At 68.5% G+C, this 17,525-nt stretch carries 17 protein-coding genes; 12 read left to right on the plus strand and 5 right to left on the minus strand.

All coding sequences use genetic code 11. The features are described from left to right. Positions 1-64: 64 nt before the first annotated feature. Positions 65-1,351 carry a VWA domain-containing protein gene (locus ACFV2O_RS19050; RefSeq protein WP_379252945.1) on the plus strand — a complete coding sequence of 429 codons (1,287 nt, stop codon included), beginning with the start codon at positions 65-67 and terminating at the stop codon, positions 1,349-1,351. 84 nt (positions 1,352-1,435) lie between these two features. Here ACFV2O_RS19050 and ACFV2O_RS19055 read toward each other — a convergent pair whose 3' ends face one another. Next, the gene (locus ACFV2O_RS19055; RefSeq protein ID WP_355072692.1) at positions 1,436-1,711 is read right to left on the minus strand and encodes a hypothetical protein; all 276 of its coding nucleotides are present in this window, start codon (positions 1,709-1,711) and stop codon (positions 1,436-1,438) included. Positions 1,712-2,027: 316 nt separating this feature from the next. On the opposite strand from ACFV2O_RS19055, the gene ACFV2O_RS19060 reads away from it, so the two are divergent. From ACFV2O_RS19060 to ACFV2O_RS19070, 3 genes are all read left to right on the plus strand, one after another. Continuing rightward, entirely contained in the window at positions 2,028-2,321 is a 294-nt protein-coding gene (locus ACFV2O_RS19060; RefSeq protein ID WP_195077704.1) for a hypothetical protein, read from the plus strand. 129 nt (positions 2,322-2,450) lie between these two features. Continuing rightward, entirely contained in the window at positions 2,451-3,872 is a 1,422-nt protein-coding gene (locus ACFV2O_RS19065) for a DUF1254 domain-containing protein (protein WP_379252946.1), read from the plus strand. Positions 3,873-3,876: 4 nt separating this feature from the next. Beyond that, positions 3,877-4,218 (plus strand): DUF1214 domain-containing protein, encoded by a 342-nt coding sequence (locus ACFV2O_RS19070; RefSeq protein WP_379253113.1) that lies wholly within the window; start codon positions 3,877-3,879, stop codon positions 4,216-4,218. A gap of 1 nt (position 4,219) precedes the next feature. Here ACFV2O_RS19070 and ACFV2O_RS19075 read toward each other — a convergent pair whose 3' ends face one another. Further along, on the minus strand, positions 4,220-4,663 hold the full coding sequence (locus tag ACFV2O_RS19075) for a hypothetical protein (protein WP_379252947.1): 444 nt from the start codon (positions 4,661-4,663) through the stop codon (positions 4,220-4,222). Positions 4,664-4,909: 246 nt separating this feature from the next. On the opposite strand from ACFV2O_RS19075, the gene ACFV2O_RS19080 reads away from it, so the two are divergent. Together ACFV2O_RS19080 and ACFV2O_RS19085 are read left to right on the plus strand one after the other, a co-directional pair. Further along, entirely contained in the window at positions 4,910-6,139 is a 1,230-nt protein-coding gene (locus ACFV2O_RS19080) for a cytochrome P450 (RefSeq protein ID WP_356965225.1), read from the plus strand. A 44-nt stretch (positions 6,140-6,183) separates the two neighbouring features. Then, the gene (locus ACFV2O_RS19085) at positions 6,184-6,873 is read left to right on the plus strand and encodes a TetR/AcrR family transcriptional regulator (RefSeq protein WP_379252948.1); all 690 of its coding nucleotides are present in this window, start codon (positions 6,184-6,186) and stop codon (positions 6,871-6,873) included. Between the two features lie 7 nt (positions 6,874-6,880). On the opposite strand, the gene ACFV2O_RS19090 is transcribed toward ACFV2O_RS19085, so the two are convergent. Next, positions 6,881-8,893, minus strand: a complete 2,013-nt coding sequence (locus ACFV2O_RS19090; RefSeq protein ID WP_379252949.1) for a TerD family protein — start codon at positions 8,891-8,893, stop codon at positions 6,881-6,883. A gap of 84 nt (positions 8,894-8,977) precedes the next feature. Between ACFV2O_RS19090 and ACFV2O_RS19095 the strand changes: the two genes are divergently transcribed. Beyond that, positions 8,978-9,475: a hypothetical protein gene (locus ACFV2O_RS19095; RefSeq protein ID WP_364427613.1), complete on the plus strand. Its 498-nt coding sequence runs from the start codon at positions 8,978-8,980 to the stop codon at positions 9,473-9,475. Between the two features lie 14 nt (positions 9,476-9,489). On the opposite strand, the gene pabB is transcribed toward ACFV2O_RS19095, so the two are convergent. Further along, positions 9,490-11,709 carry an aminodeoxychorismate synthase component I gene (pabB, locus tag ACFV2O_RS19100; RefSeq protein ID WP_379252951.1) on the minus strand — a complete coding sequence of 740 codons (2,220 nt, stop codon included), beginning with the start codon at positions 11,707-11,709 and terminating at the stop codon, positions 9,490-9,492. A gap of 89 nt (positions 11,710-11,798) precedes the next feature. Here pabB and ACFV2O_RS19105 point away from each other — a divergent pair, with 89 nt between their 5' ends. The 3 genes from ACFV2O_RS19105 to ACFV2O_RS19115 all read left to right on the plus strand — a co-directional run bounded on the left by ACFV2O_RS19105 (position 11,799) and on the right by ACFV2O_RS19115 (position 14,732). Further along, on the plus strand, positions 11,799-12,854 hold the full coding sequence (locus ACFV2O_RS19105; RefSeq protein ID WP_379252952.1) for a phosphotransferase family protein: 1,056 nt from the start codon (positions 11,799-11,801) through the stop codon (positions 12,852-12,854). A 73-nt stretch (positions 12,855-12,927) separates the two neighbouring features. Then, a complete protein-coding gene (locus ACFV2O_RS19110; RefSeq protein ID WP_379252953.1) occupies positions 12,928-13,458 on the plus strand; it encodes a DinB family protein in 531 nt (176 codons plus the stop codon). 143 nt (positions 13,459-13,601) lie between these two features. Continuing rightward, positions 13,602-14,732 carry an NDMA-dependent alcohol dehydrogenase gene (locus tag ACFV2O_RS19115; RefSeq protein WP_355072708.1) on the plus strand — a complete coding sequence of 377 codons (1,131 nt, stop codon included), beginning with the start codon at positions 13,602-13,604 and terminating at the stop codon, positions 14,730-14,732. A gap of 85 nt (positions 14,733-14,817) precedes the next feature. On the opposite strand, the gene ACFV2O_RS19120 is transcribed toward ACFV2O_RS19115, so the two are convergent. Then, positions 14,818-16,011, minus strand: coding sequence for a serine hydrolase domain-containing protein (locus ACFV2O_RS19120; protein WP_379252954.1), 1,194 nt, complete (start codon positions 16,009-16,011; stop codon positions 14,818-14,820). A gap of 42 nt (positions 16,012-16,053) precedes the next feature. Between ACFV2O_RS19120 and ACFV2O_RS19125 the strand changes: the two genes are divergently transcribed. Both ACFV2O_RS19125 and ACFV2O_RS19130 read left to right on the plus strand, forming a co-directional pair. After that, positions 16,054-16,887 carry a serine hydrolase domain-containing protein gene (locus tag ACFV2O_RS19125; protein ID WP_379252955.1) on the plus strand — a complete coding sequence of 278 codons (834 nt, stop codon included), beginning with the start codon at positions 16,054-16,056 and terminating at the stop codon, positions 16,885-16,887. Between the two features lie 95 nt (positions 16,888-16,982). Next, positions 16,983-17,516 carry a DUF3145 domain-containing protein gene (locus ACFV2O_RS19130; protein WP_355072714.1) on the plus strand — a complete coding sequence of 178 codons (534 nt, stop codon included), beginning with the start codon at positions 16,983-16,985 and terminating at the stop codon, positions 17,514-17,516. The last annotated feature ends 9 nt before the right edge of the window (positions 17,517-17,525 follow it).

The following is a 17,525-nucleotide window of genomic DNA, read 5'->3' on the forward strand; positions in this document are numbered from 1 at the left end:
GGCCCGGGCCGGCCTTACCCTGATCCCGGTGACGATTGCGGAGTGACGACGGCTGGGAGCTTCGATGGGCGCGGCATTGGTCAAGGGGCAGAACGGTGTGCTGGACCTGGCTCACCTACTGGTGTCGGTGCGCACCGAGGCGGCGGTCGATGTGTCGGCGCTACTGGTGACCGAGGTGGGGCGCGTGCGATCCGACGCGGATTTCGTGTTCTTCAACCAGCCCAGCGCGCCCGGTGTCTCGCTGGCGGCGGGAACGCCCGGAGCGCTGTCGGTTTCGCTGGGTGATCTGCCCGCGGACATCGCCCAGTTGCGTGCGGTGCTCACACTCGACGATCCGGCGCAGACCTTCGGCCGGTTCGCGCCGCCGGTCGTCACGGTCGCCGACGCCGCGGGAAACGTTCTGTACGAGTACCGCATCGAAGGGTTGAGCAGCGAATCCGTGGTGATCGCGCTCGAGCTGTACCGCCGCCATGGGGCGTGGAAGGTGCGTGCGGTCGGGCAAGGCTATGCGGGTGGGTTCGCCGCGCTGGTCACCGATCACGGGGTGAGTGTGGACGAGGAACCCAGCGGTGCGAACGTTCCTTCTCCGGATCGGCCGGTGCCTGATCTCGCCCCGGCGGCGGACGTGTTCACCGTTCCCGGCGAGGCGAAGCTCTCCTTCGAAAAGCGCGCGAAACTGGACCTGCGCAAGCGTGAGGTCGCGAAGGTCCTCATCGACAGGAACGCTTTCGGCATCCGTGCCCGCGTCGTGCTGGTCATCGACAAGACCGGCAGCATGCAACGGCAGTACCGCGATCAGGTGGTGCACCGCGTCGTGCAGCGGATGATTCCGGTGGCCACCCAGCTCGATGACGACGGCACCCTGGAGGCGTACCTGTACGCCCTCTCGTTCGCCAAGCTGCCCGACATCACCGTCGAGCACGGTGACGACTGGGCACGGACCTATCTGCATCTCGGCGGAACCCACGGCGACATCGATTACGACCGGCTCGGCGGCCGCAACGACGAACTGCCGGTCATGCGCGACATCATCGACTCGTTGCGCCCTGGTGGCCGTCCCACGCTCGTGTTGTTCTTCACCGACGGCGGCTTCGCCAAGAAGCGCGAGATCACGGCGCTCATGCGCGAAGCCGCGCGGTTGCCCGCCTTCTGGCAGTTCGTCGGGCTCGGTCGCGCCAACTACGGTCTGCTGCGCGCTCTGGACGAATTGCCCGACCGGGCGGTCGACAACGCGGGTTTCTTCGCCCTCGACGACATCGATCAGGTCGACGACGCGCAGCTCTACGCCCGTTTGCTCGGGGAGTTCCCGGACTGGCTGCGCGCAGCGCGACACGCGGGCATTCTGCGCTGACAGCGCGAACCTGCCCTGCTCACCGCGCATCGCCCGCTTGTCATAGCGAAAAGCTATAGCGGTTCGCGATTCGTCCGCGGCGGATCAGCCGATGACGGCGTTCATGATGGTGCCCGCGCTGGTGGCCACCACCCCGCCGATCATGGCTCCGGCCACCATCTTCGGTGACTCGAGCCCGCCGCCGGTCCACTTCTCCCAGGCGAAGCGGCCACCGGCGTAGATGATGCCGCAGATGCCCGACAGGAGCACGAACCACGTCAGGTAGCGGACCAGTTGGAGGAACTTGTCGGAGATCGGCGGTGCCTCGGGGCTGGGATTGCCGATCTGCGCCAGGGTGTCGTAAGCGGCGGCCAGGATCATCGTCGTTCGCTCATTCTGGATTCGGGACAGGGGCAAGTGATTCGCTGAGAAGATCGTATCCGTTCGCTCGCCGCGATGCAGTCAGGTCCATGTAGCGCAGGGAAGTTCGTGTTTTCTTCGCCCGCGCCCGGGTAGCCGAACTTCTGAGCCTGCTGCCTGTTCCGCCGCTGGGCGCGAAGGTTCCGCGCAGTGCGCACACCGCGGCGGCGTCTGGGCCCGTATCCTGGTTCGTGGCCGAATTCATCGGTGGTCGAACGGCTTTCGCAAAGCGGCTGGTCGGCGGCAGGGTTGTATTCGAGCGTAGAGGGAGTAGACGGTGAGCATCATTCTGGCGTCGGTCGGCGATTCGTTCACGACGTTGGCGCAGATCGGCAATCCGACCCCGGAGGCGCCGCCCCTGGCGGACAAGCTCTTACAGTTCGTCCGGTACCTGACCTGGTTCGCGCTCGCGTCGGGCATCGTCAGCATCATCTACGCGGGCGGCAGATTCGCCTGGGAGAAGTGGAGCGGCGGCGGATTGCAGTCGCCGAAGATGATCGCCGGCGCGATGATCGGCGGGGTGGTGGCCACCAGTGCGGGCACCATCATGAACACCGTCCTGGAATTCTGAGCGAGGGCGGCGCTCCTTCCCGCGTGTTCTCGCGGCGAACCTCCGCAAACGCCCTCGAGCTGCGATTTCCGTCGCGGAGTGCGGTCGCGCTCCGGTGCGGTGCCGATAGGATCGGAGGCGGAGCGGATCATGGACGAGAGGACCGAGGGCAAGCCCACGATGTCGCGGCGCACGGCGCTCGGCATCGCGGTGTCGTCGGTGGCCGCGCTCGGATCGGCGGCATGCGGCGGATTCGGCCAGGATTCCGGGCCGCATCCCGTCCCAGGTGACGCCGCCACGATCGCCAAAGACGCCTACATATTCGGCTACCCTCTGGTGCTGCTGGACGTCACCCGGGTGGCTGCGGAGATGGTCACGCCGATCAACCGCTTCCACCACGCCGCCTCGCTGCCCACCCCGGCGCAGCGAGACGTGGTACGGCTCGACCGCGACACGCTGCGTTCCACCGCGTGGCTCGATGTGGCGAGCGAGCCGATGGTGCTGAGCGTCCCCGCGATGGGCGAGGGCCGGTTCTGGCTGGCCAAGGTGACGGACGCCTGGACGAACAATGTGCACAACCCCAGCAGCCGTCGGCCGGCGACCGAGTCGGCCGGGCCGCCGTATACCTATGCGGTGACCGGCCCCAGCTGGTCGGGTGCGCTGCCGAAAGGTCTCACGCCGTTGCCGATGCCGACGCCGACGGTGTGGCTGGTCATCCGGATCCAGGTCGACGGCGAGAGCGATCTCCCGGCGGTGCGCGCCGCGCAAGAGGGATTGCGATTGGTGCCGTTGAGCGCTTGGGCGGCGGGCACCGAGCCGCCTGCGCCCACCGGGACCGGGCAAGCGAGCGTACAGCCGCCACCCGAGTGGGTCGCCGGGATGGACCCGCGGGTGTTCTTCGACCGGATGTGCGCGTTGCTGTCGACCAACCCGACCGCGCCCGAGGACGCGCCCGCCATGCGGCGGTTCGAGAAGATCGGGATCCGGCCGGGTGGCACAGTCGAGGGCATCTCGGATACCGAGCTTGCGGCGGCGGTGGAGACCGCACGGCAGCAGATCCCGGTGTCCCTGGGTGCGCGGACGGTCAACGAGAACGGCTGGCTGGTCGACCCCGACGTCGGCAGGTTCGGCACCAACTATCTGCTGCGCGCCGCCATCGCCCACGTGGCGCTCGGCGCCAGCCTGATGACCGAGAACGCCTATTATCCGACGCTGTTCGCGTCGACGGAAGCCGGAGGTGGCACGGGCCGATTCCGGCTGCATTTCGCGCCCGGCCAGTTGCCGCCCGTGAACGAGTTCTGGTCGCTGACCGCCTATGCCGCCGACAACTATCTGGTGCCCAATCCGGCCGGCATCTACGCGGTCGGCCATCCGGATCCGGTGACGGTCAACCCCGATGGGTCCGCCGACATCGCGTTGCAGTACACCGACCCGAGGGCGGGCGTCGCGGCCGGGAACTGGCTGCCGATTCCCGAATCCGGACAATTCTCGCTGACCCTGCGCCTGTACGCGCCGAAGGCGGAGGCCGTCCAGGGGCGCTGGCGTCCCCCGCCGCTGTTACCGGCGCTCTGACGCGATTCGCGCGAAGTCCCGCCGCCGCTCTCGGCGATCGGGTGACAGGCACCGCTGGCCGGTCGACGCGTTCTGGTCGTTGGCCGTCTATGACGCCGAGGACTATCTCGTGCCCAACGAGGCCGAGATCTACTCGGTGGGCCACCATGTACCCGTCGTGCTCAATCCGGACGGTTCGCTCGATCTCACACTCCAGCAGCACGATCCCGGTCCCGGCGTCCCCAGGGGCAACTGGCTGCCCATCCCGGAATCCGATCCGTTCTCGGCGAGCCTGGCGTTGTTCGCGCCCAAGCCGGTGGTGTTGCAGAGGCGATGGCGGCCGCCGCCGCTGATCACGCTGCGCTGAGTCAGTCGTCGCCCGCCCAACTCCAGCGTGGGACCTCGCGGATCGGGTGCAACTCCGAATCGCTGGCCGCATGCGAATTCTGCTGCGCCACCTGTGATCCGAATGCGACGTGCTCATAGACCGCGGTGCGGAACTCTTCGTTCTCCAGCAGTCCGGCCTCCTCGAAGGTCTGCATGTACACCTCGACAAAACGTTCCCGCTGCTCGTCGGTGATCCGCAGGCCGCGGTGCACCGCGATGATGTATTCGAATCCGAGCTCCCGGGTAAATCGATCCGGGCCGCCGAACGATTCGGCGGTGAACCAGGTGAGATGGTCGACGTGTTGCGGCAGTCGTTCGGTGAACAACGTCTTCAGCACCGGGTCGCTGAGCGCTTTGTCGTAGAACGCCGCTTCGACACGATGGAGCACCTCGTCGCCGCCGACGTGGTCGTAGAGACTGGGCATGGCACCTCCGGCTGGAGTAGGGCTGCTGCTCTCATTAGAGGTGGTCCGCCGCGTCGGTGTACACGTGAATCGGGGTAATGGCCGATACCTGCCACCTCCGTCCGTGGTCCGGTGGGCGGACCGGCGGCATGAAAAGTAAACGGGTTTTACTAAACGCTGTTCACAAAGCTCGGTTCTGTGGTTGCATCACTGGTGACCGTGTTCGCCAGGTCTGCGCCCAGACCGCCGTAGGAGTTAGCCGTGACCGTGACCACGCCCTCGATCCCGACGGGGTTCGACTTCACCGACCCCGATCTACTCGCCACCCGCCTGCCCATCGAGGAGTTCGCCGAACTGCGCCGCACCGCCCCGGTGTGGTGGTGCGCTCAGTCCGATCGGGCCAGCGGATTCGACGACGGCGGCTACTGGGTCGTCTCCAAGCTCGCGCACATCAAGGAGATCTCCAAGAATCCCGAGGTGTTCTCCTCGCACGAGAACACCGCGATCATCCGGTTCAACGAGGAGACCACGCGCGAGCAGATCGACATGCTCGGCGACATGCTGCTGCTCAACCAAGACCCGCCCAAGCACACCAAGACCCGCCGCATCATCTCCAAGGGCTTCACCCCGCGGGCGGTGGAGAGTCTGCGCGCCGCGCTGACCGAACGCGCCGCGCGGATCGTGCACGAGGCCAGAAAGTCCGGCAGCGGCGACTTCGTCGAACAGGTCGCCTGTGAACTGCCGTTGCAGGCCATCGCCGAGCTGATCGGCATCCCGCAGGAGGACCGCAAGAAGATCTTCGACTGGTCCAACCAGATGATCTCCTACGACGATCCCGAGTTCGAGGGCGATCACCACGCCGCCACCGCCGAGGTGATGGGCTACGCCTGGAACATGGCCGAACAGCGGCGCGCCTGCCCGGCCGAGGACATCGTCACCCAGTTGGTGAACGCCGATATCGACGGCGAGCACCTCGGCTCGGACGAGTTCGCGTTCTTCGTCATCCTGCTGTCGGTGGCGGGCAACGAGACCACGCGCAACTCGATCACCCACGGCATGAAAGCGTTCGTGGACCATCCCGAGCAGTGGGAGATCTACCGGCAGCAGCGTCCGCGCACCGCGCCCGACGAGATCGTCCGATGGGCCACCCCGGTCACGGCCTTCCAGCGCACCGCCACACAGGACACCGTGCTCGGCGGCCAGGAGATCAAGAAGGGCCAACGGCTCGGACTGTTCTACAGCTCGGCCAATTTCGACGAGGAAGCGTTCGCGGATCCGTTCACCTTCGACGTGCTGCGCGATCCGAACCCGCACGTGGGCTTCGGCGGCACCGGCACGCACTACTGTGTCGGCGCGAACCTGGCCCGGTTGCAGATCGATCTGATGTTCAACGCCATCGCCGACGTGATGCCCAACCTGCGCCAGGTGTCCGAGCCGGTGCGGCTGCGGTCGGGCTGGCTGAACGGGATCAAGCGCTGGGACGTCGAATACGCTTGAATCGATCAGTGCAACAGTCCAGACCACGGGGGCGCGCGCCAGTGGTGACCGACACCGACATCCGGCGGGTGGCCAGCGCGCTGCTGGTCGAGCGCGGGCCCGATGCGGTCACCCTGCGTGCCATCGCGCGCGAACTAGGAGTCACCGCGCCCGCGCTGTACCGGTACTACGACTCGCTGGAAGACCTGCTGGAGCGGCTGCGGCTGGACTTCTGCGCCGACCTGGCCGGGGAACTGACCGCCGAGATCGCCACGCTGCCCGACGACGGCGCCGCGCAGTTCTTCGCCATCTGCCGCGGCTTCCGGCGCTGGGCGCTGACGCACACCAGGGAGTTCACCCTGGTGTTCGCCTCGCCCGGCGCGGGCCAGGCCCGCGCGCTGCGCCGCTTCGACGAGCCCTTCGGCCGGGTTTTCCTGGCCGCGGCGGGCAGGCTGCTGGCGAACTACGACATCGTCACGCCATCGACGGACGTCATCCCGCCGGAGTTGCGTGAGGATCTGGTGCACTTCCAGACCGAACTGCTGGCGGCGCTGTCGGAGTCGGGCCAGAAGTTCCCCGCCGAGAAACTGGATCTGGGTGTGACGTACCTGATGATCCAGATCTGGGCGCGGCTCTACGGCCACGTCACGCTCGAGGTGTTCGGGAACTACCCGATACCGCTGGACAATCCGGAGATCCTGTTCGACGCGATGCTCGCCGATCTGGGCCGCACTGCGGGCCTGCTCGGCGAGTGAGCCGGGTTCAGATGCGGGCGCCTTTGGCCCGGTTGCACGCGCGGCACAGGATCTGGAGGTTGGCGGCGCTGGTCGCGCCGCCGCGGCTGAGCGGGATGACGTGGTCGAACTCCAGGTAGTGCCCGTCGCCGCATTCGACGCAGCGGCCACCGTCGCGCTGCCACACCTCCGCTTTCACCTCTTGCGGGATGCTGCGGGTGTCGCGCTGGCCTGGCGTGAGAACGAGACGTTTGGCCACGCGCAGCGCGCCTTCCAGCGCGGCCGAGACATAATCCGGATCGTCGACGGCGAAGGTCGCGCCGCCGCGCGCGGACGTGGCCGCTAGTACCACCGTTCCCTGTTCCGCGTGCACGGAAACCACTCGTGACCACGGCATCTCGATGCCGGTGTCGGCGCCGACGAAACGCAGCTTCTTGTTGCTGCCGATCAGCCTGCCCTCGGTGAACTTCGGGCCGCGTGCGAGCTGACGCACGTGCGTCGCGGGCAGATCGAGGTGCACCGTCTCCTCTGGGTCCAGGTGCAGGCCGGGCGTGCGGACGATCGGCAGATCGCCCGTACGCAGCCGGTAGAGGGTGTGCCCGCGATGCATTCGCCTGCGCAGATCCTCGATCAGCGGTCCGCCGAGCGCGAGTTCGGTGACCGCGTGCTCGAACAGTTCCAGTTCCGCGTGCCGTACTTCACCGTCGGCGAAGGCGAAGGTCACCAGCCGCTCCACGTAGCTGAGCCCCGCGTCGCGCAGGACCGCGCGGCCCGCTTCGGCGTCGATGCGCTGGTAACGCAGTGATGCCCACAGGTCCGCCCACTCGGGGCCGTGTGGCCCGTGGCCGGTGAGCACCCGCCACGCCCTGGTGTGCCAGTGGACGAGGTACTCCTCGATCTCCTGGGCGCATCGCTGGCACGGCGCGAACCCACCGAAGAACTTGCGGCGCAGCGTGTTTCCGCAGCGTGCGCAGTGGCGGTCGCCGGGCGGGGGTCGGAGATACCGGTCCTCGGTCCATATGGTGCCGTCCCACCAGCGCATGGTCTGCGGGTTGTCCGGATCCGGGTGCCAGTCCGCGACTTCGGGGTGCGGCGGCGGAGGAGCGGGCGGTGCGGTGTCGCGGCTGTGCCGGTGGAGGTCGACCGTGCGGTGGGTGTGTGGGCGCGGCAGGGGAGATGTATCGCCACGGTCGAGCACTTCGGTGCGTGGCCGGGCGGGGGTGTCTACGCCCGGGCGTACTTCGGTCCCTTCGAGCTGCCCGGGCGAGTCGTCGGTGCGGATGGGTTCGCGTTGGACCGGCGTGTTTTCGGCGAGATCCGTTCCGATTTCGGCGGGAGTTTCCCCGTTTCGCGCGGAGTGGCCGGAGGGCAACGATCCGTGGGGGAAGCGTCGGGCCGAGGTCGGGTCGCGCCGAGCGGACCGTTCGGTGGCGGGTTCCGCTCCGGCCGGAGAAAGTCGTTCTTGCGCGGACGGATACGCCGCCGGGCGTCGCACCCGGAACGGGTTGGCGGGATGCGTGGTGCGGGCGGGCGCCGAGGGATCGTTGACCTGGACGCCGAACTCGGTGACCAACCCGGCCAGTCCGCTGGACCAGCCCTGGCCGATCGCGCGGAACCGCCACTGCCCGTCGCGGCGGTAGAACTCGCCGAACATCAGCGCCGACACCGCCTCCGCGTCATCGATCTCGAACGTCACGACCGCCCCGTCCACCGAGTGCACGGCGACGGTGAGCCCGTGGATGTCGCCGAAGGTGCCGTCCTCCAGCGAGCCGGAGACGACGATGCGGTCGACGTCGGCTTCCGTGCGCGGCAGCGAGACGCTCAGCCGCGCGGTGCCCGGCGCGGGCTCCTGATCGAGGGTGACCGCCTGCGAAACGTGCCGCGGCGCGTTGTAGAACACCAGGTCGCGATCCGAGCGCACCGCGCCCGACGCGTCCAGCAGCAAGGCATGCGCGTCCACGGTGTGCTCCGATCGCCATGAAACGACCACGGCTAGAAGGGATGTCGGTACCGCTGCGTTCGCGCCCTTGCTGAGTTTCATGGTGCTCGAACTATGCCATGAGCCTCCGACACGCCGAACGCGCGAGGGCCGGTCCTTCGGCGGGGCGTGCGGCACAGTGTTCCCATGACGAACCCGAAACGCCCGGGTCGTAAGCCGCCGACCCCGAAACTGCCCGGTGGGCGTGTGCCCGGCCCGGCCGACGTGCTGGCCGCCGCCCAGGCGGCGGTCGAGGCGGCGCAGACGGCCGCGGGCCAGGCGCTGGAAGCCGCTCAGCTGACCGCGACATCGGCGTTCGACACCGCGGTGCGGCTGCCGCCCGCGTCCGCTCAGCTGGCCGCGCAACTACCCGGCTTGATCGAGAGCCTGTCGACCGCGATCGAGCGGCTCAACTCCACCATCGATCGGCTCGACCGCACGTTGGCCCTGGCCGATCCGGCCTTCGCCGCCTACGACCGCCTGCTGCCCCGGCTGGAGGCGATGATCTCGCTCGGGGAGGACGTGCTCGGGCGGTTGGCGAAGCTGCCCGGCTTCGCCTTGCTCGCCAAGCTGACCGGCTTGAGCGCGCCGGAACCGCCCGCCGAGGAGCCGCCCCGCCGAAAGTCCGGCAAGCGGCACAAATAGTCGAGGTCGGACACTCAGCGGTGCGCGTGGTCGGCGGCCGCGCGCAACGTGGCGGCCGCCTTGAGCAGAACCTCGTGATACTCGTCGGCGGGATCGGAGTCGAGCACGATGGCCCCGCCCGCGCCGATCCGCCAGCGCCCGCCGTAGCGGACGGCGGTGCGGATCACGATGTTCAGGTCCGCGGTGCCGCCGAGACCGAGGAAACCGATGGTGCCCGAATAGATCCCGCGCGCTTCGGTTTCCAGCGCGTCGATGATCTCCATGGTGCGCAGCTTCGGCGCTCCGGTCATCGAGCCCCCGGGAAAACAGGCTCGCAGGCAATCGACCACGCCGACCTCCGGCCGCAGCCTGCCACGTACCGTCGATACCAGTTGGTGCACGGTCGCGTACTGCTCGGTGGCCATCAGTTTGGGGACGTACACACTGCCGATCTCGCAGACCCGGCCCAGATCGTTGCGCAGCAGATCGACGATCATGAGGTTTTCCGCCCTGGTCTTCGGGCTGTCGGCCAGCTCGCGGCGCAGGCGCTCGTCCTGCTCCGGCGTCGCGCCGCGCGGGGCGGTCCCCTTGATCGGCTTGCTCTCCACGATGCGGCGGCGGTCGACCTTCAGGAAGCGCTCCGGGGACGAGCAGGCGATGTCGAGATCGTCGAAGCGCAGGTAGGCGGCATACGGGGCGGGGTTGCACCGGCGCAGGGTGCGGTAGAAGTCGAGGCCGTCGGCCGCGGTGGCGGGGATCGTGGCGCTGTCGGTCAGAGTGATCTCGTAGGACTCCCCGGCACGCAACCGCTGCCCGCAGACCGCGATGTCGGCGAGATAGCGCTCCCGGCCGCGGGTGAGCAGTGGCGCGACGGCGTCACCGTCCGGCGGCAATTCGAGTGGCGGTGGATTGGTCCAGGTCGGCAGGGTGTCGAGGGTTTCGCGGGTGTCGCGCAGCCAGTCGGCGGCGGACCGGGCGGTCTCCACGTCGTCGCTCAGCGCCAGCAGATGGGTCCGCTCGCCGACGTGGTCGACCACCACCATCCGGTCGGCGAAGATCCACTGCGCGTCCGGGGTCGCCGCGCGATGCGCCGCGTTGCCGCCGCAGTCGGCTTTGACCTCGTAGCCGAGATAGCCGACGTAGCCGCCGACGAAATCGAAGGGGAGATCGGGCAGTTCGAGCTTGCGTGCGCGCAGCTCGGCGGCCAGGAACTCGAGAATGCCGCCGGGTGCGGTGCGCCGGTGCCCGTCGGACGATTCCACGGTCACCTCGCCGTCGCCCACGCGGTAGCGCAGCACCTCGGCCAGCGGGCCGCTCGCGTCGCCCAGGAAGGAGAACCGGTCGGCCCCCGGTTCGACGTGCTCGCTGTCCAGCCAGAACGCGGTGGGGGAGTTGGCGTACAACTGCACGAACGCGCTCTCGGTATCGATCGGCCGTTCGAGGACGGCCCGCTGGAGCCGGAAGGTCCGCGGCACCGTGCCATCGGAACTCGTGCGCCCGGCGGGACGCTCGAGTTGGGCTGCCGCGGCGGGGAACTGCTCCGGTGCGAGCGGCATCGGCGAGGCCGCGGTGCGTGTGGCGGAAAGCGGAAGGCCTGCGGCGACCGGCTCGGCGACGAACTCACCCCCGGCGTCGATCGATGGGCTCGCCGCAGGGACGGCGCGCCTGCTCCGGTGCGCCGTGGTGAGTCTCGCGAAGTTGCGCAGCAGAGCCGCGCCGAATTCACTGGCGATCGATTCCGGATGGAACTGCACGCCCCATTGCGGTCGCGTGCGGTGCCGCACACCCATCACGACGCCGTCGCCGGACAGCGCGGTGACCTCCAGATCGTCCGGCAGCGGCCGCAGCGCGCACAGCGAGTGGTAACGCACGGCGGTGAAGCCCTGCGGAACGCCCGCGAACAGGTCCTGGCCGTCGTGCTCGATGCGATCGAGATATCCATGCCGGGCCGCGGGCGCCTCGGCGACCACGCCGCCCGCCGCGACCACGATTCCCTGATGGCCCAGGCACACACCGAGCAGCGGCAGGTCGCTTTCGCGAATCACCGCCGTGGAGATCCCTACGTCGCGGGCCACGTCCGGTCGCCCCGGCCCGGGCGAGACGACGACGTTGTCGTAGCGTCCCAGATCGAGTTCGGCGACCGTGTGCGCCTCGTCGTTGCGCACGACTGTCGGCTCGACGCCGTTCACCTCGCTGATCAGCTGGTACAGGTTGTAGGTGAACGAGTCGTAGTTGTCGATCAACAGCGTGCGCATGGTGCTCGAAACCCTACGCCGCGCCGGTGGTAGCCAACTGTTGTCATCTGCCTTCAGTTTGGGTCGGCAGGTGGTGCACAATGTGGGGCATGTCTGTTGCGCAACCGGTCGATGTGGATCCCGCGGTCGTCGACTTCGCCGTCGTCGGAAAGTGGATGGATGAGCAGGGTCTGTCCGGCGGTGAGTTCGAGGACGTGACCGCGCTGGGCGGCGGGACACAGAACATCATGCTCCGCTTCACCCGCGGCGGCCGGACCTACGTGCTGCGTCGCGGCCCGAAACATCTGCGCCCGAAGAGCAACGACGTGATCCGGCGTGAGGCCAGGCTGCTCGGCGCGCTGGGCGGCGCCGAGGTCCGCGCGCCCAGGGTGATCGCGGCCTGCGCCGACGAGTCGGTCCTCGGCGCGGTCTTCTACCTGATGGAGCCGATCCGCGGTTTCAACCCGCAGAACGAACTGCCCGAACTGCATGCGGGCGATCCGGAGATCCGCAGGCAGATGGGCCTGTCCGCGGTCGAGGCCATCGCGCGCCTCGGCGCCTTGGACTACCAGGCGCTCGGGTTGGCCGACTACGGCAAGCCGGAGGGTTTCCTGGAACGTCAGGTGCCGCGCTGGCTGGGTGAGCTCGAGTCCTATTCGGCCAACGAGGGCTACCCCGGCCCGGAGATCCCCGGTGTGGCGGCGGTGGGCGAGTGGCTGGACCGCAATCGCCCCGCCCAATGGACCCCGGGCATCCTGCACGGCGACTGCCATCTGGCGAATATGATGTTCTCCTTCGACGGCCCGCAGGTCGCGGCGATGGTCGACTGGGAGATGTCCACCATCGGCGACCCGCTGCTGGACCTCGGCTGGCAGATCGCCACCCGCCCGGAGCCGGGCACCACGGGAGCGGCGCTGGTGGGCAAGCTCGGCGCGGTCGGCGGGCTGCCGACGGCCGAGGAGATGATCGCGCACTACGGGCAGTTCTCCGACCGCGACCTGAGCGCCATGTCCTGGTACACCGTGCTGGCCTGCTTCAAGCTCGGCATCGTCCTGGAGGGCACGCATGCCCGCGCGTTCGCCGGTAAGGCCCCCAGGCAGGTCGGCGACTTCCTGCACGCGATCACGCTGGAACTCTTCGAGCGGGCGCACCGGCTGATGGAGTGAACTGTCGGGATGTGCTCGATAGTTGGCCGGATATCGGTGGAAGGCGCGATCCGGCCGCGCCTAGGTTGAGCGCATGCCGATCGTTCCCGATGTCAAGGACTGGACCTGGGTGCTCGAGCGCCCTTGTGCGCAATGCGGTTTCGACGCCGCCGCGACCAGCTACGCAGCCGTACCGACGCTGACCAGGGACACCGCGGTCCGCTTCGCCGCGGTGCTCGACCGTCCCGGCGTCCGCCTGCGGCCGGACGAATCGACCTGGTCCGCCCTGGAATACGGCGCACATGTGCGTGACGTCTGCCGCCTGTTCGACACTCGCCTCGGCCTGATGCTGGCCGGTGACCCCGGGGGCGAGCCGCCGCGCTTCCCGAACTGGGACCAGGACGCGACCGCGGTGGCCGACCGCTACAACGAGCAGGACCCGGCTCGGGTAGCCGCGGAGCTGGCCGATGCCGCCGAGCGGGTGGCGCGCTCCTTCGCCTCGGTGCCGCCCGAGCGCCGTGGTCTGCGTGGCGCGCGCGGCGACGGGGCGGAGTTCACGGTGGAGTCGTTCGCGCGGTACTTCGTGCACGATCTGCTGCACCACGTGCACGACGTCCAGGGCTGACGCGTCGCGGAACTGTAACGCGTTCGGTTATTGGGTCACGCTATACCGACGATTTTTTCGAGCGGTACTAGAACGCGTTACATTTTTCTCGTACTGTGGGTGCAGTCACATATAAGCACGTGCATGCGAGAGGGTCGACAGGAATGAAGACGAAGGGCGCGATCCTGTGGGGGATCGACCAGCCGTGGTCGGTGGAGGAGATCGAGGTCGGTGACCCGGTCGCCGGCGAGGTGCAGATCCGGATGGAAACCGCGGGCATGTGCCACTCCGACCACCACATCGTGACCGGCGCGACCCCGATGCCGTCCTTCCCCGTCATGGGCGGGCACGAGGGCGCGGGCGTGATCACCAAGCTCGGCCCGAACTGCCCGGCCGATCTGCAGGTCGGCGACCACGTGATCCTGTCGTTCATCCCCGCCTGCGGCCGCTGTCCGGCTTGCGTGGCAGGACACATGGCGCTGTGCGACCTGGGCGCGGGTCTCCTGCTGGGGCAGGCGATCAGCGACGGCACCTATCGCATCCAGGCCCGCGGCGAGAACGTCATCCCGATGTGCCTGCTGGGCACCTTCGCGCCGTACATGACGGTGCACCACACCTCCGTGGTGAAGATCGATCCGAGCATTCCGTTCGAGGTGGCCTGCCTGGTCGGTTGCGGCGTCCCCACCGGTTTCGGCTCGTCCACCCACGTCGCCCAGGTCGCTCCGGGCGAGACCGTGGTGATCGCGGGCATCGGCGGCGTCGGCATGAGCGCCTTGCAGGGCGCGGTGCTGTCGGGCGCGTCGAAGGTGGTGGCGATCGACCCGAATCCGTGGAAGCGCGAGCAGGCGCAGAAGTTCGGCGCCACGCACACCTACGAGAGCATGGCCGCCGCGATCATGCCGCTGTTGGAGGCCACGGAGGGCCGGATGGCCGAGAAGGTCATCCTGACCATGGGCGAGATGCACGGCGAGTACATCGAAGAGGGCCTGATCCTCACCTCGAAGGCGGGCACCCTGGTGGTCACCTCGATGGGCCGGATGGACGAGAGCGACGTCAAGCTGAACAGCTTCCTGCTGTCGATGCTGCAGAAGACGGTGAAGGGCTGCATCTTCGGCGGCGGCAACGCCCGCCAGGACGCGCCGCGCCTGCTGTCGCTGTACAAGTCCGGCCAGCTCAACCTGGACGACATGGTCACCCGCAGCTACTCCCTGGAGGAGATCAACCAGGGCTACCAGGACATGCTGGACGGCAAGAACATCCGCGGGATCATCAAGTACACCGAAGCCGACTGGTAGACCGCACCGCCGCTCGGCGAGCGCGGTGGCGATCCGTGCGATCAGCTCGTACGGCACCGCTTCGCCGAGCCGGCGATCGAGGCGCTCAGATCCGGCAGCGCAGCAGGGCTTCGCGCAGGTTGCGGCTGCGGACGTCGTCGAGCACGGCCAGACCCAGCCGGTTCATCGTGTACCCGAAACCGAGGCCCGATGCGGGATCGGCGAATCCGAACGAGCCGCCCAGCCCCGTGGTGCCGTAGGCGCGTTTGTCGGAGCCGAAGCGGAAAGTGCCGCGCGACTTGCGGAAGCCCAGGTGATAGCGGCTCTTGGTGTGCAGCACCAGATCCTCGGCGGGGACGTCGTCGGCGGTCTCGGCAGCGGCGAGCCGGTCCAGCACGGCGTCGTCGATCGGCAACGCGCCGGTGCGAGCGGCGGCCGCGCCGTAGACCTTCGCCAGCGCGCGGGCGTTGCCCACTCCGTTGGACCCCGGCAGTTCCACTTCGAGGAACTCGCGCCGGGTCGCCCGCGCCGGCGCTCCGCAGCGCGGATTGGTCAGCGCCGCGTAGGACAGGCCGCGTTTGGCATAGATCTCCGCGCCGATGCGCAGCGGAAGATCGCGTTCGTAGCGCAACACGTCCAGCCCCTGGGTGGCCGACATCGTGGCAATGCGGTCCATGCTCTGCTCGGCGGGCAGCCCGATGAAGAAATCGACGCCGAGCGGTGCGGCGATGTCCTCGGCGAAGATTCGCCCGAGCGTGCGGCGGCGCGGGTCCACCCGGCGCAACAGCTCGCCCTGGTACAGGCCGAGGGTGATGGCGTGATAGCCATGCCTGGTGCCGGGCCGCCAAGCCGGTTTCTGTGCCGCCAGAACGGTCGCGAGCCCGTCCAGGTCGGCGACCTGAGGTAGTCGCACGACCTCGCTCAAGCCGGACAACCCCGCCTGGTGGTCGATCAGCTGACGCACGGTGACCGCGTCCTTGCCGTGGGCGGCGAACTCCGGCCAGTACTTCGCCACCGGCTGCTCGTAGTCGAGCAGGCCCCCGGCCACGGCGGCGGCGACGGTGAACGCCGCCATGCCCTTGGTCGAGGAGAACACCGGCACGATCGTGTCCCGCTCCCAGGGCAGCGTGCGCCTGCGATCGCGGAACCCGGCCCACAGGTCCACCACGGGGCGCTCACCCGCGTAGACCGCGACGGCGGCGCCGATTTCGCCGTGACGCTCGAAATTGCGGCGGAAGGCGTCGGCGACCGGCTCGAAACCGGGCGCGACGTCGCCGTGAACAGTGGGCGTTTCACTCATGGTGAATCGATGGTAGCTACGCGGTTCTCGTAGGCTTTCGGTGTGCGTTCACTCGAGCAGATCCGGGAATGGCCGGTCCGCCACGCGGCGGCCGCGGTGGTCACCGCCGACGGCGGTGCCGCGAGCGAAGGCGACGTGCAGCGGGTGTTCCCGCTCGCGTCGGTGACCAAGCCCTTGGTGGCGTACGCGGTGCTGGTCGCGGTGGAGGAGGGCGCGGTCGAACTCGACCAGCCCGCGGGCCCGCCCGGCGCTACGGTGCGTCATCTGCTGGCGCACACGTCCGGCCTCGCGTTCGACACCACCGACGTCCAAGCCGCGCCGGGGACCCGGCGGATCTACTCCAGCGCGGGTTTCGAGGTGCTCGCCGAATTCGTCACCGCGCAGACCGGGATCGCGTTCGACGAGTACCTGCGCGACGCCGTGTTCGAGCCGCTGGGCATGACCGCTTCGGTGCTTGCCGGTCCGGCCGGGCACGCGGCGCGGTCCACCGCGGCGGATCTGGCCCGCTTCGCCGCCGAATTGCTGCACCCGCAGTTGATCTCGGCGCAGACGCACGCCGAGGCCACGTCGGTCCAGTTCCCCGGCGTGAACGGCGTCCTGCCCGGCTACGGTTCGCAGCGCCCCAACGACTGGGGATTGGGCTTCGAGATCCGGGACGGCAAGACTCCGCACTGGACCGGTGGCACGAATTCGCCACAAACCTATGGACATTTCGGCCAATCCGGGACATTTTTATGGGTTGACCCGAGAACGGGGTTGGCGTGTCTCGCCCTGAGCGACGAGAATTTCGGCGACTGGGCGCGCGCGGCCTGGCCACCGCTGAGCGATGCCGTCATCGCGGAGGTGACCGCCACGCGCAACACGGTCACGAAGTAACACGTGTAACTTCGGGCACTCCAGTACACTCAGGCAACGCCAGTTCGACGAGTCGTTGGGGAAGACGTTCCTCGTCGAAGCTGGAGGTGTTGGTGGTGCGCGCATCGAGTCAGTTCGCGGACGCGACGGCGGGTGTGGTCTACATCCACTCGTCGCCTGCCGCGCTGTGCCCGCATGTCGAGTGGGCGCTCACCTCGGCCCTCGGCGCCCCCGCGAAACTGCGTTGGACCGCCCAACCGGCCGACGGCCAACTGCGCGCCACCAGCGAGTGGATCGGCCCCGTCGGCACGGCGTCGAAGATCGCCCAATCGTTGCGCTCCTGGCCGGTTCTGCGCTTCGAGGTGACCGAGGACCCCAGCGACGGCGTGGACGGCGAGCGCTACAGCTTCGTTCCCGGCCTGGGCCTGTGGCACGGCTCGACGAGCGCCAACGGCGACGTCATGCTCGGCGAGATGCGCCTGCGCGCGATGCTGCAGGCCACCCGGGAACTCGGCAAGTACTCCGCCTACGACCTGGCCGAAGAAATCGACCGCGCCCTCGGCACCGCGTGGGACGAGGACCTCGAAATCTACCGCTACGGAACGGAATCCGGCGCGGAGGTCACCTGGCTGCGCCGGGACGTGGGGTGAGGACTCCAG

It is taken from the genome of Nocardia sp. NPDC059691 (assembly GCF_042733915.1).
Classification (GTDB): domain Bacteria; phylum Actinomycetota; class Actinomycetes; order Mycobacteriales; family Mycobacteriaceae; genus Nocardia; species Nocardia sichangensis.